Consider the following 16,846-nt stretch of genomic DNA (forward strand, 5'->3'; position numbering starts at 1 on the left):
CTGACGGCATGAGTGATCTTCCCGACCGCAGGTTGCTGCTGGTTCATGCCCACCCGGACGACGAGACGATCAACAACGGGGCCACGATGGCGCGCTACGTGGCTGAGGGAGCCCACGTCACGCTGGTCACCTGCACGCTCGGGGAAGAGGGCGAGGTGCTGGTGCCGGAGTTGGCCCACCTCGCGGCGGACCAGAGCGATCAGCTCGGTACCCATCGGATCGGCGAGTTGGCCGCGGCGATGAAGGAACTCGGTGTCACCGACCACCGGTTCCTCGGCGGCCCGGGCAAATACCGCGACACCGGGATGATCTACGACGACGAGGGCAATGCGGCAGTCCCGCCTCAGACCCGGCCGGACAGCTTCTGGCAGGCAGACCTGCTAGCCGCCGCGAACGACCTCGTACCGGTGATCCGGGAGATTCGTCCGCAGGTGCTGGTGACCTACGACCAGTACGGCAACTACGGCCATCCCGACCACGTCCAGGCGCATCGGGTCGCGACGTACGCAGCCTCGCTGGCCGCCGCCCGGTCGTACCGGGAGGACCTCGGGGAGGCCTGGGAGATCCCGAAGATCTACTGGACCGCGATGGCCGAGTCGGCCCTGCGCGAGAGCCTGCGCAAACTCCGCGACGCCGGTGACACCACCACCTTCGAAGGGCTGGACCCTGAAGGCCCGCTCGGCGCCTTCGTCACGCCCGACCGGTTCATCGACTGCGTGATCGGCGCCGAGGGCTACATCGACCGCAAGATGACCGCCATGAAGGCGCACGCCACCCAGATCACCGTGGACGGCCCGTTCTTCGCACTCTCCAACAACAACGGCAGCGAAATCTGGGGCGCCGAGGCCTACCGCCTGGTCAAGGGCACACCGACTCCTGGCCCCGACGGCGTCGAACACGACCTCTTCGCCGGCATCTGAGAGCATCCTCGGTGTGACCACCGAGGGTGTTGGGGACCTACCGGGAGGCCAGCATCCGGGTCCAGATCGGACATGCGCACGCCGGGCTCGGCGATCATGACCGGGCGCGGACCGAGTGGACAACGGCACATCGCCTTCACACGGCCCACGGCATCGACGCCGATCACATCCAAGCGCTCCTCGAACCTCGTCGCGACTCGTCCGGGAGTGACCAGATCCACACTGTGGGTTGAGGTATCAACCCGGTGCTGGACATAGGCTGCTGGGGTGACTTCGGAGCCCAGCGGCAGCGTCTCGCCAGCGGAGTTCCGTACTGCGATGGGCCGGTTCGGGTCGGGGATCACGATCATGAGCACGTTGCAGGGTGGGGTGGCGCACGCGATGACCGCGAGTGCGTTCACTTCGGTGTCTTTGGATCCGCCGCTGGTGCTTGTCTGTGTGGACAAGGGGGTGCGGATGCACGACGCCGTACTGGACTGTGGGTACTGGGCCGTGTCCGTGCTTGCGGACAGTCACCGGGAGCTTGCGGAGCGCTTCGCCAAGTCCGGTCGCGACCTGTACAGCCAGTTCGACGGCGTGCCCATCTCGGCTGGGCCGAAGACGGGGTGTCCGCTGGTCGTGGGAGCGCTTTCCTGGCTGGAGTGCCGTACCTGGGCGACCTATGAGGGCGGCGATCACACGATTGTGGTCGGTGAGGTGCTCAGCCTCGGCGCGAGCGAGCAAGGTGACCCCACCGGCCTGATCTACTACGCGGGGCAGTACCGGGAAGTCCGGGGCAAGTAGGGGCAGCAGCATCCCGTAGGATGTGGCGTCTGTCATTGGTTCGAGCAGGAGGATCCTGTCCGGTGGGGAGAAACAAGCGCGCGGGCATCATCGCCGCCGCAGGGTTCGGGGTGCTCGTGATCGCCTATGGCGTGGCGTTCGCGGTGACCGGCGACAAGGTTCCGGGAGATACGACCGTCCTGGGGATTCCGCTCGGCGGTTTGTCCGAGGACGCCGCCAAGGAGAAGTTGCAGGCCGGGATCAAGGATCGGCTGAACCTGCCGATCAAGGTGAAGGCCGGCGACTCGACGTACCAGGTGAAGCCGGCCGACGCCGGGCTCAGCCTCGATGTCGACGCGACCGTCGCCGAGGCGGGGGCGGGGCGCAGCCTCAACCCGGCGCGGATCTGGCAGGTGATGACCGGCGGTGACGCGGTCGCGCCGGTGATCAAGCGCGACGAGGGCAAGCTCAAGGCGGCCGTCGACAAGCTCGCGGGGCAGGTGAACCGCGCGGCTACCGAGGGCAGCATCACCTTCGACGACACCAAGGCCGTCCAGCACGCACCGGCCGACGGCCTGCAGTTGGACAACGACAAGGCGGGCGAGACGCTCGTCTCCGGCTTCCCGTCGGACGGCAACCCGAAGGACCTGCCGGTCGCGGTGACCAAGCCCAAGGCCGGCTCGGACGCGATCGACAAGGCCATGAAGGAGTACGCCGAACCGGCCATGTCCGCGCCGGTCCGGCTGACCGTCGGCGACAAGGGCGTGAACCTGACCCCCGCCGAGCTGTCTCCGGCGCTCAAGCTGGTCGCCAAGGACGGCACCTTCACGCCGAGCCTGGACGCGAAGAAGCTGGAGCCGCTGTTCAGGGAGCGGTTCAAGGACCTGGAGACGCTGCCGAAGGACGCGACCGTGCAGATCGTCGCCGGCAAGCCGAAGGTGATCCCGGCCGTCGACGGCCAGGTCGTCGCGCGGGACAAGGTGGTGCCGGCGATCCTCTCGATCCTGCCGAAGCCCGAGGGGCAGCGGAAGGCGGCGGTCGGGCTCGCGCAGTCCAAGGCCAAGGTGACCACCGAGGCCGCCCAGGCGCTCGGCATCACCGAGGTGATGGGGCAGTTCACCACCAAGTTCCCGCACGCCGACTACCGCAATGTGAACATCGGCACCGCGGCCCGCAAGATCAACGGCACGCTGCTGAAGCCGGACGAGACGTTCAGCCTGAACAAGATCGTCGGTGAGCGCACCAAGGAGAACGGCTTCACCGAGGGCAACATCATCAACGGCGGCAAGTTCGTCCTCGACCTCGGCGGCGGCGTTTCGCAATCGGCCACCACCACCTTCAACGCGGCCTTCTTCGCCGGCCTGAAGGACGTCGAGCACAAGGCGCACAGCGTCTACATCAGCCGCTACCCGGTCGGCCGTGAGGCGACCGTGGCGTGGCCGTCGGTGGACCTGAAGTTCCAGAACGACTCCGGTCACGGCATCCTCGTGCAGACGCTGTTCACAGCGTCCACCCCGGGCACCCAGGGCAGCATCACGGTGAAGATCTGGGGCACCAAGGTCTGGGACATCACCGCCGGCCAATCCGCGAAGTCCAACCCCCGCTCCCCGGGGCTGGTCTACAACACCGAGGCCGGCTGCCGTCCGCAGGCCCCGACGGCCGGGTTCGACATCAAGATCTACCGGTACTTCGCGAAGAACGGCCAGCGGGTGAAGACCGAGTCCTTCACCACCAACTACAACGCGGCCGACGACATCCGCTGTGGCCCGAAGCCCGGTACGACGCCACCGCCGACCCCGGACACCCCGCCGGCCGGCGGCAAGCCGTCCACGGGCGTGACGCGTCCACCGAGCTAAGTGTCCTGAGTCAGGCGCGATGCAGTTCGTGCAGGTGATCGGCGACCTCAGCGAAGATGGGTTCGCCGATCACCGCGCCTTCCCGGCGAACCTGGCCGGGATCGATTCGTAGTACGCGATCGAGCCTGACCTCGCTGCGCCGGCCTTCCTTGTCCCAGAGCCCGCTGCCGATATCGAGCCAGACCCGTCCCCAGCGCGCCTCGTCGGCCGCGTCGCGGTCGTGGTCCTTGCTGGTCAGGATCAGCGCGAGCAACCAGGCCCCGTCGGACCCGACCACCAGCACCGGCCGGTCCTTGCCGCGGTGGTGGTCCTCCTCGAACGGCACCCAGGTCCAGACGATCTCGCCCGGATCCGCGACGCCGTCATCCGGATGCGGCTTGTACTCGACGTGAATCGTGCCCTCGAAATCCCCTGCGTACTCCGGCCGCTGCTCCGGGTGGTCTGCCATGCGTCAGACCCTAACGCCCTCGGGGCGGCTTAGTCGGCGGTGAGGTAGCGGTAGCGGTAGGCCGGGGTGTAACCGAGATTGGTGTAGGTAGTGAGGGCAGCTGCGTTCTCCTCGACGACCTCCAGGTAGCTGCGGCGGCCGCCCAGCGGTCCGGCCCAGCGAGTCAGGCCCTGCAGGACGCCTGTGCCGAGGCCCTTGCGCCGGTACGCCGGGTCCACGCGGACGCCGTCGATCCCGACCCAGTGGCCCGTCATCGAACCCCGCCCGACAGCTACCACCCGCCCGTCCAGCCTGATCGACGCGAAGGCGGCCCGGGGCGCTCCCTCCATCACAGCAGGCGCGGCGTCCGGCACAGGGCCCTCGAACGCGACCGAGTACCACTCCGCGTCCGGGCGGTCGTGGACCGTCACTTCGTAGGCCGGTACGGCGTTCACCAGGTCCAGCGTGGTGTGCATCACCAGTACGTCGGACTGCTCGGGCCGAGCATCCGTCCAGCCGTAGCGGCGGATCTCCTCGGTCAGAGGGCTGTCCAGCCGTACCAGGGCCAGCGAAGGCAGGCCGCGCTCGTCGTAGAAGGCTCGGGCCCGTTTGAGCGCTTCCTCTGTTCCGATCCCGGGATCGCCGGCCGGGAGCAGCGAGTTGCCCCTTCCGGTCCATCCCGACGACGCCCGCAGCAACCACTGCCCGACGTACGAGGTCTCCACAGCGGGGCGGCCGAGCGCGGTGGTGAGGAAGAGTTGCTCCACGTCGACCGGGCGCAGCGGCATCGGCGGGATCGGTTTGGCGGCCTCCACAGCGGACAGCAGGATGCTGTGCGGCGTACTGTCGACATGGCGGACCACAAGCGAATCCGCCCCGAATGATTGCAGTACCCCGATGACATCGGTGAGCTGTCCGCCTCCTAGCCGGTGGCGGACCACTACACGGTGGCCGATATCACGGACACTGAGGCCTGACACGATGCGGACTCCTGGCAGAGTGGGCGAGGTACTACCGTGATACTAGAGACCGAGCAATACCGCACCGCAGCACCCCAGAGTCCCGCTGCGCCTGCTGTCCATAGGAGGAGTACCAGTGACCTACGTCATCGCGCAGCCGTGTGTTGACCTCAAGGACCTCGCCTGCGTCGAGGAGTGCCCCGTCGACTGCATCTACGAGGGCAACCGGATGCTCTACATCCACCCGGACGAGTGCGTCGACTGTGGGGCGTGCGAGCCGGTCTGCCCGGTGGAAGCCATCTACTACGAAGACGACACCCCGGAGCAGTGGAAGGACTACTACACCGCGAACGTCGACTTCTTCAACGACCTCGGCTCGCCCGGCGGCGCCTCGAAGCTCGGCAAGATCGACAAGGACCACCCGTTCATCGCCGCCCTGCCCCCGCAGGAGCACGACGAATAAGGTCCCCGCACCACCAGCAAGAACCACCCGGGTGATCACTTCACCCGGGTGGTTCCATGCCTGAGAGCTTCTACTCCTCGATCACGTCGACGTGGACGTGGTCGAGGTGGCGGAGGGTGGCTGTGTTTCCGGCTCGGTCCGGGGGTGTGTAGTCGCGCCAGCCGTTGTCCGAGCGGGAACCGGAGGTCCAGATGTGGTCGCTGAAGATGATCGTGCGGATGCCGAGGCGTTCCGCCTGCGCCACCAGGTACTGTGCCAGCGCCCAGCCCTTCACCGTGTTCGCCGTGGAGATCGGCTTCACGAAGATGTCGACCGCGCGGCCCTCGTAGTGCGCTGAGCCCTCCATGTGGCCCGTACTGATCCCGCCGGGTGCGTATCCACCGGTAGGGAGCGGCCCGAACGTCTTCGCCAGGTCCTGGCGGACGGCCTCGGCCCGTGGGGTGAGTCCGTTCTTCCCGATCGTCTCGGCTTTGAGCGATGCGGTGTCCACAGTGCAGCTGAACACTCCTTTGGACTGACCTGTCAGCGCGGATGCCAGTACGCGCGCGTCCGCCTCGTGATCGGCGTACGCGTTGGGGTACGCGCTCCTCTGAACACGGTCAGCCGCAACGGTGATCGCCAGTTGCTCGTAGTTCTTGATCTTCACCAGTGCGTCGTAGAACTTCCAAGCCGCGTAGTGCGGGTCCTGCACCTGCGCAGCCGTTCCCCACCCCTGCGACGGCCGCTGCTGGAACAGCCCGAGCGAGTCCCGGTCCCCATGGGCCAGGTTCCGCAGTCCCGACTCCTGGTACGCCGTCGCGAGGGCGATCGTGGCTGCCCGGGGCGGGAGCCCGCGGCGTACGGCGACTCCGGCGATGATCGCGGCTGCCTCTGCCTGCTCCAGGTCGAGCACGACGGTGCTGGTGCCGACGGTGGCCTCGCACTGCTCGCGGGGCGGGAGCAGGGGGCCCACGCCCTTGCCGCTGATCCAGGAGATGCCGGCACCGACGGCCAGGGCGAGCGCGCCGACGAGACCCACGGCAACGATGGCGCCACGTTTCATCGGCATACCGGTCCCAACGTGCGGGACCGGCCTCCGGGTTCCGCCTGGCCGTTCGGGTTGACGCTCACGAAAGGTTTGACGTGCTCCCCGCCGCGCCGGTTGGCAACCTCATGCGTCGATAGCGTCACGCGTTGGCATGCAGGGCCTCGTTCAGGGTGATGCCTTCACCCTGCCGGGGCCGCGCCTCGACGGCACCGGTGACGGAGTTGCGGATGTACAGCAGACCTGGCTGGCCCGACAGCTCGCGCGCCTTGACGACCGCGCCGTCCGGCAGCGTCACCTTGGTGCCCGCGGTCACGTACAGTCCGGCCTCGATCACGCAGTCGTCGCCGAGCGAGATGCCGGTCCCGCCGTTGGCGCCGATCAGGCAGCGCTTGCCGATCGAGACGACCGCCTTGCCGCCGCCGGACAGGGTGCCCATGATCGACGCCCCGGCGCCGATGTCGCTGCCGTCGTCGACCACCACGCCGGCCACGATCCGGCCCTCCACCATCGAGGTCCCGAGCGTACCGGCGTTGTAGTTCACGAAGCCCTCGTGCATGACCGTGGTGCCCGACGCCAGGTGCGCGCCCAGCCGCACCCGGTCAGCATCTCCGATCCGCACCCCGGTCGGTACGACGTAGTCCGTCATCCGGGGGAACTTGTCGACACTGGTCACGGCCAGGTGGAGCCCTGCGGCCCGCGCGCGAAGGCGAACCTGTTCGATCTGCTCCACCGGAACAGGTCCGTGCGACGTCCAGGCGTTGTTCGGCAGGACGCCGAAGATGCCGTCGAGATTGACACCGTGCGGGCGAACCAGCCGGTGCGACAGAAGATGCAGCCGCAGGTAGGCGTCGGCGGCGTCGGCCGGTGCCTGGTCGAGGCCGATCTCCGTGGTGACCACGACCCGCCGTACCTGGCGGAGCTCGTCGTTGCCCTCGGCAGCAATCAGCTCAGCCGGTGCCTTCGCGCCCTCAGGGGCGGCGCCGAGTTCGGGCGCCGGGTACCAAACGTCCAGCACCGACCCCGACTCGGTAACAGTGGCAAGGCCGAAGCCCCAGGCACGCGCGGCGGCAGTCTCAGTCATACCCAAAGCCTGCCAGACGCCTGGTCAGCGGCTTCAGGAGGCTCCGCCCGGGCCTGTCCTCCTTGTAGCCTTGACGGTCATGAGGACCGTGGAGCCGCCCCGCGAAGTACTGGCGAGACTGGATCGAGCCTCCAGGTGGTGCTCCGCTTCGGTGGGATGTGACAGAAGTTCTCTGTCGTGAGGTGGTTGGATGAGGGCTCGCCTGCGGCGATCGCCGCTGCGCTGAAGCAGGTCGCGCCCGCGCTGGGCGACGACCCGATTGTGGTTCGCGAATCCGTGGGTGGACATGACCCCTTGTGGTGGTCGGCGAGTGCGGTCGTCGGCGAGCAGTTCGTCGCGAAGTTCGCGTGGTCACGTCCTGCCGCGCTCCGGCTGGCGCACGAGATCGCCGTGCTGGCGGCATTGACGCGCAAACCGGCGATTCCGTTCCTGCCGGACGTCGTTGCCAGCAGCACCGATCCACTGCTCTTGGTGACCAGGCTGGTGCCGGGCAAAGCGCTGTTCGAAGTCGTGGATTCGCTTGACCGGGACGATGTGGGTCGGCAGTTGGCCCACTTCATGTCAGAGTTGAACCATCCCGCGACCCAGGAGCGCGTCGAATCCGTCGTCGGTGAACTTCCTCCGGTGTCGATGCAGCCGGTCGCGACCGACGCCGTGCGTGCAGGGTTCGGGAGATGGGTTCGTCCGGATCAACGTGCCGCTGTCATGCAGTGGTGCGACTGGGCGGACCGAGTACTGGCGACGCCGCATCCGAGTGTGCTGGTGCACGGCGATCTGCATGGCGGCAATCAGGTCTGGGATGGGGGTGACCTCCGCGTGGTCCTCGATTTCGAAACTGCCGGACTCGCTGACGCGGAGTACGACCTGCGGACCTTCCCCGGAACAGGTCCGGGTATCGAGTTGCTGACCGCCACCATGCGCCACTACCAGCAGATCACCGGCCGCGAACTGGCAGCTGAGCGCGTGATGGCCTGGCATCTGCGCACGGCCCTCAGCGATGCGCTGTGGCGCAGTGAAGCAGGTGTCCCGCTGCCGGATCACCGAACACCGTCAGCCTGGGTCGATGACCTCGCCAAGCGATTCACCGCACTGAGCATCGACCCGTACGCACTAGGGCTTGCGGGGGGCTGAGGTGGCTCGGATGTGGAGTTCGGTGCGGAGGGTGACTGTGGATGGGGGGCGGCCGGGGGAGGCGATGCGGTCTTTGAGGAGCAGGCCTGCGGTGCGGCCCAGTTCGTAGGTGGGCTGGGCGACGGTGGTGAGGGAGGGGACGACCAGGTCGGCCCAGGGGATGTCGTCGAAGCCGACCACGGCGATGTCGTCGGGAGCCCGGAGGCCCTTCTTGGCCAGGCATTCCAGGGCACCGACCGTCATCAGGTTGTTCGCGACGAACAGCGCCTCGGGTGGTTCGGGCAGGTCGAGCAGGCTCTCCATCGCGGCGAATCCACCGGCCTCGCGGAAGTCGGCGTACCGGACCAGGTCCTTTTCGTACTTGATCCCGCCGGCTCGCAAGGCTGAGCGATAACCAGCCAGCCGGTCCATCGCAGTGCTGACGCGGCGTGGGCCCGTGATGCAGGCGATGCGGCGGTAGCCGCCGTCGATCAGATGCCGCACCCCTTCGGCGGCGCCGTGTTCGTTGTCGACCAGCACGGTGTCCGCCTCGACGCCCTCGACACGGCGGTCGATCAGCACCATCGGGGTCTTCGCCTCGGCGAGTTGTTGAACCCCTTCAGCCGTGGACGTCGGCGAGATGACCACGCCGGCCATCTGCTCGGTCAGAACAGCCGACGCGTACGCCGCTTCCTTCGCCGGATCCTCGTCCGAATTGCACAGCACCACGTGGTAGCCCTCGGTCTGCGCGACGTCCTCGAGACCGCGGACCAGCGAGGTGAAGAACGGGTTCTCGATGTCGGAGATCACCACGGCCCACAGGTTCGTACTGGCCCGGCGCAGGTTCCGCGCCACGCCGTTCGGCCGGTACCCGAGCTCGGCGACGGCCGCGCGGACCTTCTCGGACAGCTCCGGATCCACGTTGCGGCGTCCGCTGAGCACCCGCGAAACGGTGGCCGGAGACACGCCAGATCTACGCGCTACGTCGTAGATCGTCGTCATACTCGCTCCCCGCTGAACGCCTAACTGCCGTCTGGACGGCACTAGGATCTCACGGCGACGGCGGTCCGACGGCAAACCGCGACCGTTCAGAACCAGCAGAATCTAGCAGGGCAACAGCAGCCGCGCGGCTAGGCGCTGAGGCGGCGGCGCCGTTGATCGTCGTGGACAGCGCACCCGCGGCATTGGCAAGCCGTACTGCGTCAACAAGCCCCGCGCCGGCCGCCAACGAAGCGGCAAGTGATCCACAGAAGGCGTCGCCCGCTCCGACCGTGTCCACGGTCGCCACCGGATGCGCGGGCACCAGCATCTCCACCCCGTCGGCGAGCACGAACGCACCCCGCGCGCCAAGCGTGATCACGCATCCTCTGAGGTCCCACGCATCAGCCAGCCGGCGGGCGATCTCCGGAACCTGCGAGTCGTCGCAGTCCAGCCCGGTCAACGCGGCCGCCTCCATCTCGTTCGGCACCAGGATGTCGACGAAGGCCGCCAGCGACGGATCGACGGGTCCGACCGGAGCCGGTGTCAGGATCGTCGTCACCCCGGCTGCCGAGGCGAGCTGGAGGGCCGCTCTGCTCGCTTCGACCGGGAGTTCCAGTTGCACGCTCAGTACGGCGCTGGACGTCAGTACTGCGGCCGCAGCGTCGATGTCGGCCACCGTGATCGCCGCGTTCGCCCGGGACACGATGATGATCGAGTTACTGCCGTCCGGAAGCACCAGCGGCAGACCGACCCCGGTACCGAGCTCGGGATGCCGGACCACCCAGTCCGTGTCGACCCCGTCCCGCTTCAGCAGTTCGAGGAACTCCTCGCCGTACCGGTCGTCGCCGATGGTCCCGACGATCGCAGTACGGGCCCCCATCCGGGCCGCGGCGATCGCCTGGTTGACGCCCTTGCCGCCGAGGAACTCCGCGAATCCGGTGCCGTGCAAGGTCTCCCCGGGCAGCGGTCGTCGTTCCGCGCTGGCCACCAGGTCCTTCATGAACGACCCGAGCACGCACACGTCGTACCGGCTGCTCACCCCTCCTCCCCGAGAGTGAGCAGCCGACGGCCGAGAGCACCTGACGGATGGAACCGGGCGAAGTCGTGGCGGGTGAACTCACGCAGTACTACGAGTGCGCAGGCGAGCGCATCTCCCATCACCAGGGCAGCTGTGGTCGACGCGGTCGGGGCAAGGTTCAACGGATCGGCCTCGCGGAGCACCATCGTGTCGAGGGTGTAGGTGGCCAGCCCGGCCAGGGTGGAGTCCTCGGCGCCGGTCATCGCGATCACCGGGATCTTGCGCTCGGCCAGCATTCGCGCGAACGCGCACACCTCGGCCGTCTCGCCCGAGGCCGACAAGGCGAGCACCAGATCGCGTGCGGTGACTGCGCCGGAATCACCGTGCAACGCGTCGCCGGAGTGGATGAAAGTAGCCGGAGTCCCGGTGCTCGCGAGGGTCGCGGCGATCTTGCGGCCGACCAGACCTGACTTCCCGAGGCCCGTGACGACCAGGTGTCCCTCGCACGTCGCGACCGCCGTCAGCACGTCCAGGAAGACGCCGTCCAGCCGGTCCGCCAACGCGGCGACAGCGGCGGCCTCGGTCTCGATCGCGTTCCGCGCGGCGGCCAGTCCTCGCGTGACCAGGTCCCTCGGCAACTCGACGGACCCGGCGGCGGGGCGGTCCGCGCGGTTCGGCACAACTGGCATCTCGACCCGCTTTCGGCCTCTGGTCAGAAATCGATTTCCGAAGACTAGGCAGCCGCCGCGCGAGTGTCAACGGCTCCAGCAGGAGGGAGGTCCTTGAAAACAAGGCGGAAGCGCGGATCCGGGCAACGGACGGGTGCTGAACTCTTGACCCTTCCAGGTGACGCTCGTAGATTGCGAGAAATCGATTGCCAGCTGGCGAGCAGCGACCCCCTGGAGCAGCTGATGTCCGCAACTCCCTTCCCTGCAAGGCCGGTCAGCCGGCGTTCTGTGCTGCGCGGTGGTCTCGGCGCACTGGCAGCCTCGGCGGTCGCGGGGCCGTTGCTGACCGCTTGCGGAGGTGACGATCCCGGCGGTGATGGCAAGGACCTGACGTTCTGGAACTTCTACGGCCCGGCCGACGACGCGAATCCGCAGAGCAAGTGGTTCGTGGACCTGACCACGAAGTGGAACGCGAACAACGACGTGAAGGTCAACCTGCGCTACATCGTGGGCAAGGAGTACCTCAGCGGCACGGTGCTGCAGACGGCGTTCCAGTCCGGTGAGGGGCCGGACATCTTCCTGATCAGTCCCGGCGACTTCCTCCGCTACTACAACGGCGGCGTACTGCAGGATCTCTCGCCGCAGCTGACCGCGGAGTCGAAGGCCGATTACCTGCCGGGGCTGCTGGAGGCGCGCAGTGTCGACGGGAAGGTGTACGGCCTGCCGATGGAGATCGAGCCGCTCGCGATGTACTACAGCGAGCCCGCGTTCGAGAAGGCCGGGCTGTCCGAGGCGGATCTGCCGAAGACCTGGGACCAGACCCTCGCTGTCGCGGAGAAGCTGACCGGCAAGGACCGGTACGGCGTGATGTTCGAAACGCTGCCCGGGTACTACCAGAACTTCACCTGGTACCCGTTCCTCTGGCAGGGCGACGGTGCTCCGATCAAGGACGGCAAGGTCGCCTTCGACTCGCCGGCCGCGGTCCAGGCGCTGAAGTTCTGGCAGGACACGATCCAGAACAAGGTGGCTCCGCGCAAGGCGCTCGGTGACGGCGGCGGTGACGTCGTGTCGAACCTCGGCTCGGGCGCCGCGGCGATGCAGCAGAGCGGGATCTGGGCGGTCTCGGACATGCGCACCAAGGCGAAGAACTTCAAGTACGGGATCATCCCGCACCCGACCCCGGACGGCGGCAAGCCGGCCACCGACCTCGGTGGCTGGGCCTTCGTGGCGAACGCGAAAGGCAAGAATCCTGAGGCGGCGGCCAAGTTCATCACCTGGGCGCTCGGCTCGACCGATGCCGAGGGCATCGAACGGCAACGGCAGTGGAACACGGTGGTGAAGACCAACGTGCCGCCGCGCAAGTCCGTCCAGCAGGCCGCCGATGCCAAGGGCGCGTTCGGGGAAGGCGTGCTGAAGAAGTTCGTCAGCGAGATCGCCCCGACCGGCCGGCCGGAGCCGCGGTTCCCACCGGAGGTGTACCAGCCGGTCGCGGATGCGATCCAGGCCTGCCAGCTGAACGCGGCCGACCCGGGCAAGGCCGCGGCTGACGCGGCGCAGCGGATCGACACCTTCCTGCAGACCTACCAGGGCGCTTCCATCAGCTGATGGTCGCCACGACTGCACCTCCGTCCAAGCCGCCGGTGGTGGCTCGGGCGTCGCGTCAGAAGACGCCGATGACGAGGAAGCGGCGCGAGGCGCTGGCGGCGTACGCCTTCCTCGCGCCGGACGTGATCGGCCTGCTGGTGTTCGTCGCGCTCCCGATGGTGCTCGCCTTCGGGGTCGCCTTCTTCAAGGTTGACGGTTTCGGCAACTACCAGTACATCGGGCTCGACAACTACAAACTGATGGCCTCCGACGACCAGCTCTGGTCGTCGCTGCGGATCACCGGCCTGTACGTCGTGACGTTCGTGCCGCTCGCCTTCGTGGTGAGTTTCGCGCTCGCCATGCTCGTCCGGAACCACTTCCGGGGAATCGGCTGGGTCCGCTCGGCCTTCTTCCTGCCGCACGTGGTCAGCCTGGTCGTGGTCGGCCTGATCTGGCAGTTTTTGCTGGTGGACAAGCGCGGCGCCATCTCCAAGCTGCTGGCCCCGCTGGGTCTGGGCGACGTCTCGTTCCTCGGTACGCCGTCCCTCGCGCTGGGCACGTATGTCGTGATCAGCGTGTGGTTCGTGATGGGCTACCAGATGCTGGTGTTCCTCGCCGGGCTGAAGGACGTCCCGAAGGAACTCGAGGACGCGGCCCAGATCGACGGAGCCAGTGCCTCGCAGCGATTCCGGTTCGTGATCTGGCCGTTGCTCCGCCCGACCAGCTTCTTCGTCGTGGTGAACTCCACCATCGGTGCCGTCACCGGGCTGCAAGCGTTCGACCTGGTCTACGTGCTGACCAGAGGTGGTCCGGCCCGGTCCACCAGCACGGTCGTGCTCTACATCTACGAGCAGGCGTTCACCTTCAACAACATGGGCTACGCCGCCGCGCTGACCACCGTTGTGGTCGGCCTGCTGATCCTTTGCACCGGCCTGATGTTCGCCTTCACCAGAGGAGGTCGGTTCGATGAAGACTAGAGGGAATTCCACCCCCGCCCGACCGCCTCGGTCGTACTTCCCGATCCTCGCTCATGTCCTGGCGCTGCTGGCCGTCGCGCCTTTGCTCTGGGTCCTCGTCAGCGTCCTGAAGCCGGCCGAGGACGTGTTCTCCTTCAGCTGGCCGTCGACCTGGACGCTGGACAACCTGCAGTACGTGCTGCTGAAGATCCCGTTGCCGCGGTTCCTCCTGAACAGCGCTCTGGTAGCAGTTGTCGTAACCGTGGTGGCGTTGTTCTTCCACTCGATGGCGGCGTACGCGCTGGCCCGGCTGCGGTTCCCAGGGCGCGGCATCATCTTCTCCGGGATCATGTCCACGCTGCTGGTCTCGCTGCCGGTGATCCTGGTCCCGTTGTTCCTGGTGGCCAAGCAACTCGGGCTGCTCGACAGCTATGCGGGGCTGATCGTGCCAAGCATTTTCCATGCCTTCGGCATCTTCTTGCTCCGGCAGTACTACCTGAACATCCCGCGGGAACTGGAGGAGGCCGCCGACCTCGACGGCTGTGGCTACTGGCGGCGCTACTGGAGCGTGATCCTGCCGTTGAGCCGGCCGGTGCTCGCGTCCCTGTCGGTGCTCTTCTTCCTCGCCAACTGGAATGCGTTCCTCTGGCCGCTGACGATCACCCGCAACCCGGATCTCCGGGTGATCCAGCTCGGTATCGCCGGCATGCAGGGCCAGTACGCCTCCGCCTGGAACCTCATCCTCGCGGCCGCGGTGATCGCGGCGATCCCGACCGTCGTGGTGTTCGTCGCAGGTCAGAAGCGCCTGGTCGACGCGATGAAGACCACCGGCCTCAAGTAGAGGTGGGGTGGGGAGCACTAATCTGTGGGCATGAGTATGGCCCGGTTCAAGGCTTTGGGTATGGATGTGTCGTGTCCTAGTGCGATGACCTCCTTCTGGGGGCAGGTGCTGGGACTGACGGCGCCTGCGGACAATCCGCAGGTGCTGGGCGGGGATCGGCCGGAGAAGACCATCTGGATCAACAAGGTGCCCGAGCCGCGGACGGTGAAGCAGCGGGTTCACCTGGACGTGCACACGCCTTCGATCGAGGTGCTGGAGCGGCTCGGGGCGAAGGAACGGAGTCCGATCACGGACGAGCAGCAGTGGGCCGTGATGGAGGATCCCGAGGGTGGGGAGTTCTGCGGATTTGTTCGCGACGCCGGATCGGCGTACCGGCTGATGGAGTTGGTGGTGGACACCGTCGAGCCGGAGGCGCAGGCGCGCTGGTGGGCGAACCTGGTCGGTGGCGACGTCATGCATCGCGTCGGCAAGCCCTACTACTGGCTGGAGAACGTGCCCGGCCTGCCGTTCCTGTACTGGGTGTTCATCCGGGTGCCGGAGCCGAAGACGGTCAAGAACCGGATCCACTGGGACGTCACAGCCGACGAGCTGCAGCCGGTTCTGGACGCGGGTGCGACACTGCTGCGGCCCAAGGACGACGAGATCGGCTGGCACGTCTGCGCCGATCCCGAGGGCAACGAGTTCTGTGTGTTCCTTCCACCAACTGAGGATGCTGTTTGATGGCGAAGCTCGACCTGACCCAGTCCGGACCTGATCTGACCGCCGCGCTGGTCGACATCTCGTCGGTGAGCGGGACCGAGGAGGAGCTGGCCGACGCGGTCGAGGCCGCGCTCTCGGCGTACGCGCATCTGAAGGTCTTCCGGCACGGCAACACCGTGGTGGCGCGCACGGATCTCGGGCGGGACGAGCGGATCGTGGTCGCGGGCCACCTCGACACCGTCCCGCTGAACGGCAACCTGCCGGCGCGGCGGGCCGACGGCCTGATCCACGGGCTCGGCGCCTGCGACATGAAGGGCGGGGTCGCGGTCGGACTGCGCCTGGCGGCCACCCTCGCGGAGCCGAACCGCGACGTGACGTACGTGTTCTACGACTGCGAGGAAGTCGAGTCGGAGCGGAACGGCCTGTTCAAGCTGTCGAAGTCGAACCCGGAGCTGCTGCAGGGGGTGTTCGCGGTGGTGATGGAGCCGGCGAACGCGGTCGTCGAGGCGGGCTGCCAGGGGACCAGGCGGGTCGAGGTGACCACCCGCGGTGAGCGGGCCCACTCGGCTCGTTCCTGGATGGGAAAGAACGCGATCCACGCGGCGGGCGAGATCCTCGACCGGCTGGCGGTGTACGAGCCGCGGCGGGTGCCGATCGACGGGCTGGAGTACCGCGAGGGGCTCAACGCGGTCGGGATCAGCGGCGGGGTCGCGGGGAACGTAGTACCGGATCTGTGCACGGTGACGGTCAACTACCGGTTCGCGCCGAGCCGGTCGGAGGCCGAGGCCGAGGCCCATGTGCGGGAGGTGTTCGAGAGCTTCGACCTGGTGGTCACGGATTCCGCGCCCGGTGGGCTGCCAGGGCTGGCACGGCCGGCCGCGGCGGCGTTCCTGCAGGTGGTCGGCGGCGAGCCGCATCCGAAGTTCGGGTGGACCGATGTGGCCCGGTTCACGCTGCTGGGTGTCCCGGCGGTGAACTACGGGCCGGGTGATCCGCTGCTCGCGCACAAGCAGGAGGAGTACGTCCCGGAGGCGGAGATCGAGCAGTGTGAACAGCGGTTGAGAGCTTGGTTGACAGCCTAGGACCCCGCGCGGTTCGGGCGGCCCCTGGCGGTTGGGTCGCACTAACCTGGGGGTATGGCAGATTCGATCCATCCTGACCGGCCGCAGTCGCAACAGCGCGGGCCGGTGGTGATGCGGCGCAACCAGGTGCAGCAGGGGACCTCGGAGCAACGGCTGCTGGACAGCCGTGGGCCGACGGACTGGGTGCATACGGACCCCTGGCGCGTGCTGCGGATCCAGTCGGAGTTCATCGAGGGCTTCGAGCTGGTGGTCACGGATTCCGCGCCCGGTGGGCGGCCAGGGCTGGCACGGCCGGCCGCGGCGGCGTTCCTGCAGGTGGTCGGCGGCGAGCCGCATCCGAAGTTCGGGTGGACCGATGTGGCCCGGTTCACGCTGCTGGGTGTCCCGGCGGTGAACTACGGGCCGGGTGATC

Annotated in this window: 17 protein-coding genes and 1 pseudogene; 11 read left to right on the forward strand and 7 right to left on the reverse strand. The window is 67.6% G+C overall.

Annotation, left to right across the window (positions count from 1 at the left end):
- Nucleotides 1–8 precede the first annotated feature (8 nt).
- From mshB to VFG33_RS38995, 3 genes are all read left to right on the forward strand, one after another.
- Entirely contained in the window at nucleotides 9–920 is a 912-nt protein-coding gene (mshB, locus tag VFG33_RS38985) for an N-acetyl-1-D-myo-inositol-2-amino-2-deoxy-alpha-D-glucopyranoside deacetylase (protein ID WP_325058069.1), read from the forward strand.
- A 267-nt stretch (nucleotides 921–1,187) separates the two neighbouring features.
- Complete coding sequence (locus tag VFG33_RS38990) at nucleotides 1,188–1,703, forward strand: flavin reductase family protein (RefSeq protein ID WP_325058070.1); 516 nt, start codon at nucleotides 1,188–1,190, stop codon at nucleotides 1,701–1,703.
- A 62-nt stretch (nucleotides 1,704–1,765) separates the two neighbouring features.
- Nucleotides 1,766–3,538 (forward strand): VanW family protein, encoded by a 1,773-nt coding sequence (locus VFG33_RS38995; protein ID WP_325058071.1) that lies wholly within the window; start codon nucleotides 1,766–1,768, stop codon nucleotides 3,536–3,538.
- Between the two features lie 10 nt (nucleotides 3,539–3,548).
- Here VFG33_RS38995 and VFG33_RS39000 read toward each other — a convergent pair whose 3' ends face one another.
- Nucleotides 3,549–3,986, reverse strand: coding sequence for a type II toxin-antitoxin system PemK/MazF family toxin (locus VFG33_RS39000; RefSeq protein ID WP_325058072.1), 438 nt, complete (start codon nucleotides 3,984–3,986; stop codon nucleotides 3,549–3,551).
- Between the two features lie 29 nt (nucleotides 3,987–4,015).
- Nucleotides 4,016–4,945, reverse strand: a complete 930-nt coding sequence (locus VFG33_RS39005) for a GNAT family N-acetyltransferase (protein WP_422653760.1) — start codon at nucleotides 4,943–4,945, stop codon at nucleotides 4,016–4,018.
- Nucleotides 4,946–5,060: 115 nt separating this feature from the next.
- On the opposite strand from VFG33_RS39005, the gene fdxA reads away from it, so the two are divergent.
- Nucleotides 5,061–5,387: a ferredoxin gene (gene fdxA / locus VFG33_RS39010; protein WP_012923087.1), complete on the forward strand. Its 327-nt coding sequence runs from the start codon at nucleotides 5,061–5,063 to the stop codon at nucleotides 5,385–5,387.
- Between the two features lie 70 nt (nucleotides 5,388–5,457).
- Here fdxA and VFG33_RS39015 read toward each other — a convergent pair whose 3' ends face one another.
- Together VFG33_RS39015 and dapD are read right to left on the reverse strand one after the other, a co-directional pair.
- On the reverse strand, nucleotides 5,458–6,435 hold the full coding sequence (locus VFG33_RS39015; RefSeq protein WP_325058074.1) for a VldE C-terminal domain-containing protein: 978 nt from the start codon (nucleotides 6,433–6,435) through the stop codon (nucleotides 5,458–5,460).
- 118 nt (nucleotides 6,436–6,553) lie between these two features.
- Nucleotides 6,554–7,495 carry a 2,3,4,5-tetrahydropyridine-2,6-dicarboxylate N-succinyltransferase gene (gene dapD, locus VFG33_RS39020; RefSeq protein ID WP_325058075.1) on the reverse strand — a complete coding sequence of 314 codons (942 nt, stop codon included), beginning with the start codon at nucleotides 7,493–7,495 and terminating at the stop codon, nucleotides 6,554–6,556.
- Nucleotides 7,496–7,672: 177 nt separating this feature from the next.
- On the opposite strand from dapD, the gene VFG33_RS39025 reads away from it, so the two are divergent.
- On the forward strand, nucleotides 7,673–8,626 hold the full coding sequence (locus VFG33_RS39025) for a phosphotransferase family protein (protein ID WP_325058076.1): 954 nt from the start codon (nucleotides 7,673–7,675) through the stop codon (nucleotides 8,624–8,626).
- On the opposite strand, the gene VFG33_RS39030 is transcribed toward VFG33_RS39025, so the two are convergent.
- Genes VFG33_RS39030 through VFG33_RS39040 form a run of 3 tightly spaced genes read right to left on the reverse strand, consistent with a single transcriptional unit; the run spans nucleotide 8,606 to nucleotide 11,293 of the window.
- Nucleotides 8,606–9,607 (reverse strand): LacI family DNA-binding transcriptional regulator, encoded by a 1,002-nt coding sequence (locus tag VFG33_RS39030; RefSeq protein WP_325058077.1) that lies wholly within the window; start codon nucleotides 9,605–9,607, stop codon nucleotides 8,606–8,608. The genes VFG33_RS39025 and VFG33_RS39030 overlap by 21 nt on opposite strands.
- A 49-nt stretch (nucleotides 9,608–9,656) precedes the next feature.
- Complete coding sequence (locus tag VFG33_RS39035; protein ID WP_325058078.1) at nucleotides 9,657–10,625, reverse strand: ribokinase; 969 nt, start codon at nucleotides 10,623–10,625, stop codon at nucleotides 9,657–9,659.
- On the reverse strand, nucleotides 10,622–11,293 hold the full coding sequence (locus VFG33_RS39040; protein WP_325058079.1) for a KpsF/GutQ family sugar-phosphate isomerase: 672 nt from the start codon (nucleotides 11,291–11,293) through the stop codon (nucleotides 10,622–10,624). Before VFG33_RS39040 ends, VFG33_RS39035 begins: the two co-directional genes overlap by 4 nt.
- Nucleotides 11,294–11,515: 222 nt before the next feature.
- On the opposite strand from VFG33_RS39040, the gene VFG33_RS39045 reads away from it, so the two are divergent.
- From VFG33_RS39045 to VFG33_RS39070, 6 genes and pseudogenes are all read left to right on the forward strand, one after another.
- The gene (locus VFG33_RS39045) at nucleotides 11,516–12,877 is read left to right on the forward strand and encodes an ABC transporter substrate-binding protein (RefSeq protein ID WP_325058080.1); all 1,362 of its coding nucleotides are present in this window, start codon (nucleotides 11,516–11,518) and stop codon (nucleotides 12,875–12,877) included.
- On the forward strand, nucleotides 12,877–13,833 hold the full coding sequence (locus tag VFG33_RS39050) for a carbohydrate ABC transporter permease (protein ID WP_325058081.1): 957 nt from the start codon (nucleotides 12,877–12,879) through the stop codon (nucleotides 13,831–13,833). The genes VFG33_RS39045 and VFG33_RS39050 overlap by 1 nt, the downstream gene beginning before the upstream one ends.
- Nucleotides 13,823–14,653, forward strand: coding sequence for a carbohydrate ABC transporter permease (locus tag VFG33_RS39055; RefSeq protein ID WP_325058082.1), 831 nt, complete (start codon nucleotides 13,823–13,825; stop codon nucleotides 14,651–14,653). Before VFG33_RS39050 ends, VFG33_RS39055 begins: the two co-directional genes overlap by 11 nt.
- 60 nt (nucleotides 14,654–14,713) lie before the next feature.
- Nucleotides 14,714–15,373, forward strand: coding sequence for a VOC family protein (locus VFG33_RS39060; protein ID WP_325058084.1), 660 nt, complete (start codon nucleotides 14,714–14,716; stop codon nucleotides 15,371–15,373).
- Nucleotides 15,373–16,434, forward strand: coding sequence for a succinyl-diaminopimelate desuccinylase (gene dapE, locus VFG33_RS39065; RefSeq protein WP_325058083.1), 1,062 nt, complete (start codon nucleotides 15,373–15,375; stop codon nucleotides 16,432–16,434). The genes VFG33_RS39060 and dapE overlap by 1 nt, the downstream gene beginning before the upstream one ends.
- Nucleotides 16,435–16,488: 54 nt before the next feature.
- Nucleotides 16,489–16,846, forward strand: a pseudogene (locus tag VFG33_RS39070) (hypothetical protein); the annotation flags it as partial.

This window comes from Kribbella sp., from assembly GCF_035687465.1.
GTDB lineage: Bacteria > Actinomycetota > Actinomycetes > Propionibacteriales > Kribbellaceae > Kribbella.

What these genes read in the sequence shown, in the direction of transcription:
- mshB (WP_325058069.1), top strand. Translation starts at nt 9, where the DNA reads ATGAGTGATCTTCCCGACCGCAGGTTGCTGCTGGTTCATGCCCACCCG.
- VFG33_RS39000 (WP_325058072.1), bottom strand. Translation starts at nt 3,986, where the DNA reads ATGGCAGACCACCCGGAGCAGCGGCCGGAGTACGCAGGGGATTTCGAG.
- VFG33_RS39015 (WP_325058074.1), bottom strand. Translation starts at nt 6,435, where the DNA reads ATGCCGATGAAACGTGGCGCCATCGTTGCCGTGGGTCTCGTCGGCGCG.
- dapD (WP_325058075.1), bottom strand. Translation starts at nt 7,495, where the DNA reads ATGACTGAGACTGCCGCCGCGCGTGCCTGGGGCTTCGGCCTTGCCACT.
- VFG33_RS39030 (WP_325058077.1), bottom strand. Translation starts at nt 9,607, where the DNA reads ATGACGACGATCTACGACGTAGCGCGTAGATCTGGCGTGTCTCCGGCC.
- VFG33_RS39040 (WP_325058079.1), bottom strand. Translation starts at nt 11,293, where the DNA reads ATGCCAGTTGTGCCGAACCGCGCGGACCGCCCCGCCGCCGGGTCCGTC.
- VFG33_RS39045 (WP_325058080.1), top strand. Translation starts at nt 11,516, where the DNA reads ATGTCCGCAACTCCCTTCCCTGCAAGGCCGGTCAGCCGGCGTTCTGTG.
- VFG33_RS39050 (WP_325058081.1), top strand. Translation starts at nt 12,877, where the DNA reads ATGGTCGCCACGACTGCACCTCCGTCCAAGCCGCCGGTGGTGGCTCGG.
- VFG33_RS39055 (WP_325058082.1), top strand. Translation starts at nt 13,823, where the DNA reads ATGAAGACTAGAGGGAATTCCACCCCCGCCCGACCGCCTCGGTCGTAC.
- VFG33_RS39060 (WP_325058084.1), top strand. Translation starts at nt 14,714, where the DNA reads ATGGATGTGTCGTGTCCTAGTGCGATGACCTCCTTCTGGGGGCAGGTG.
- dapE (WP_325058083.1), top strand. Translation starts at nt 15,373, where the DNA reads ATGGCGAAGCTCGACCTGACCCAGTCCGGACCTGATCTGACCGCCGCG.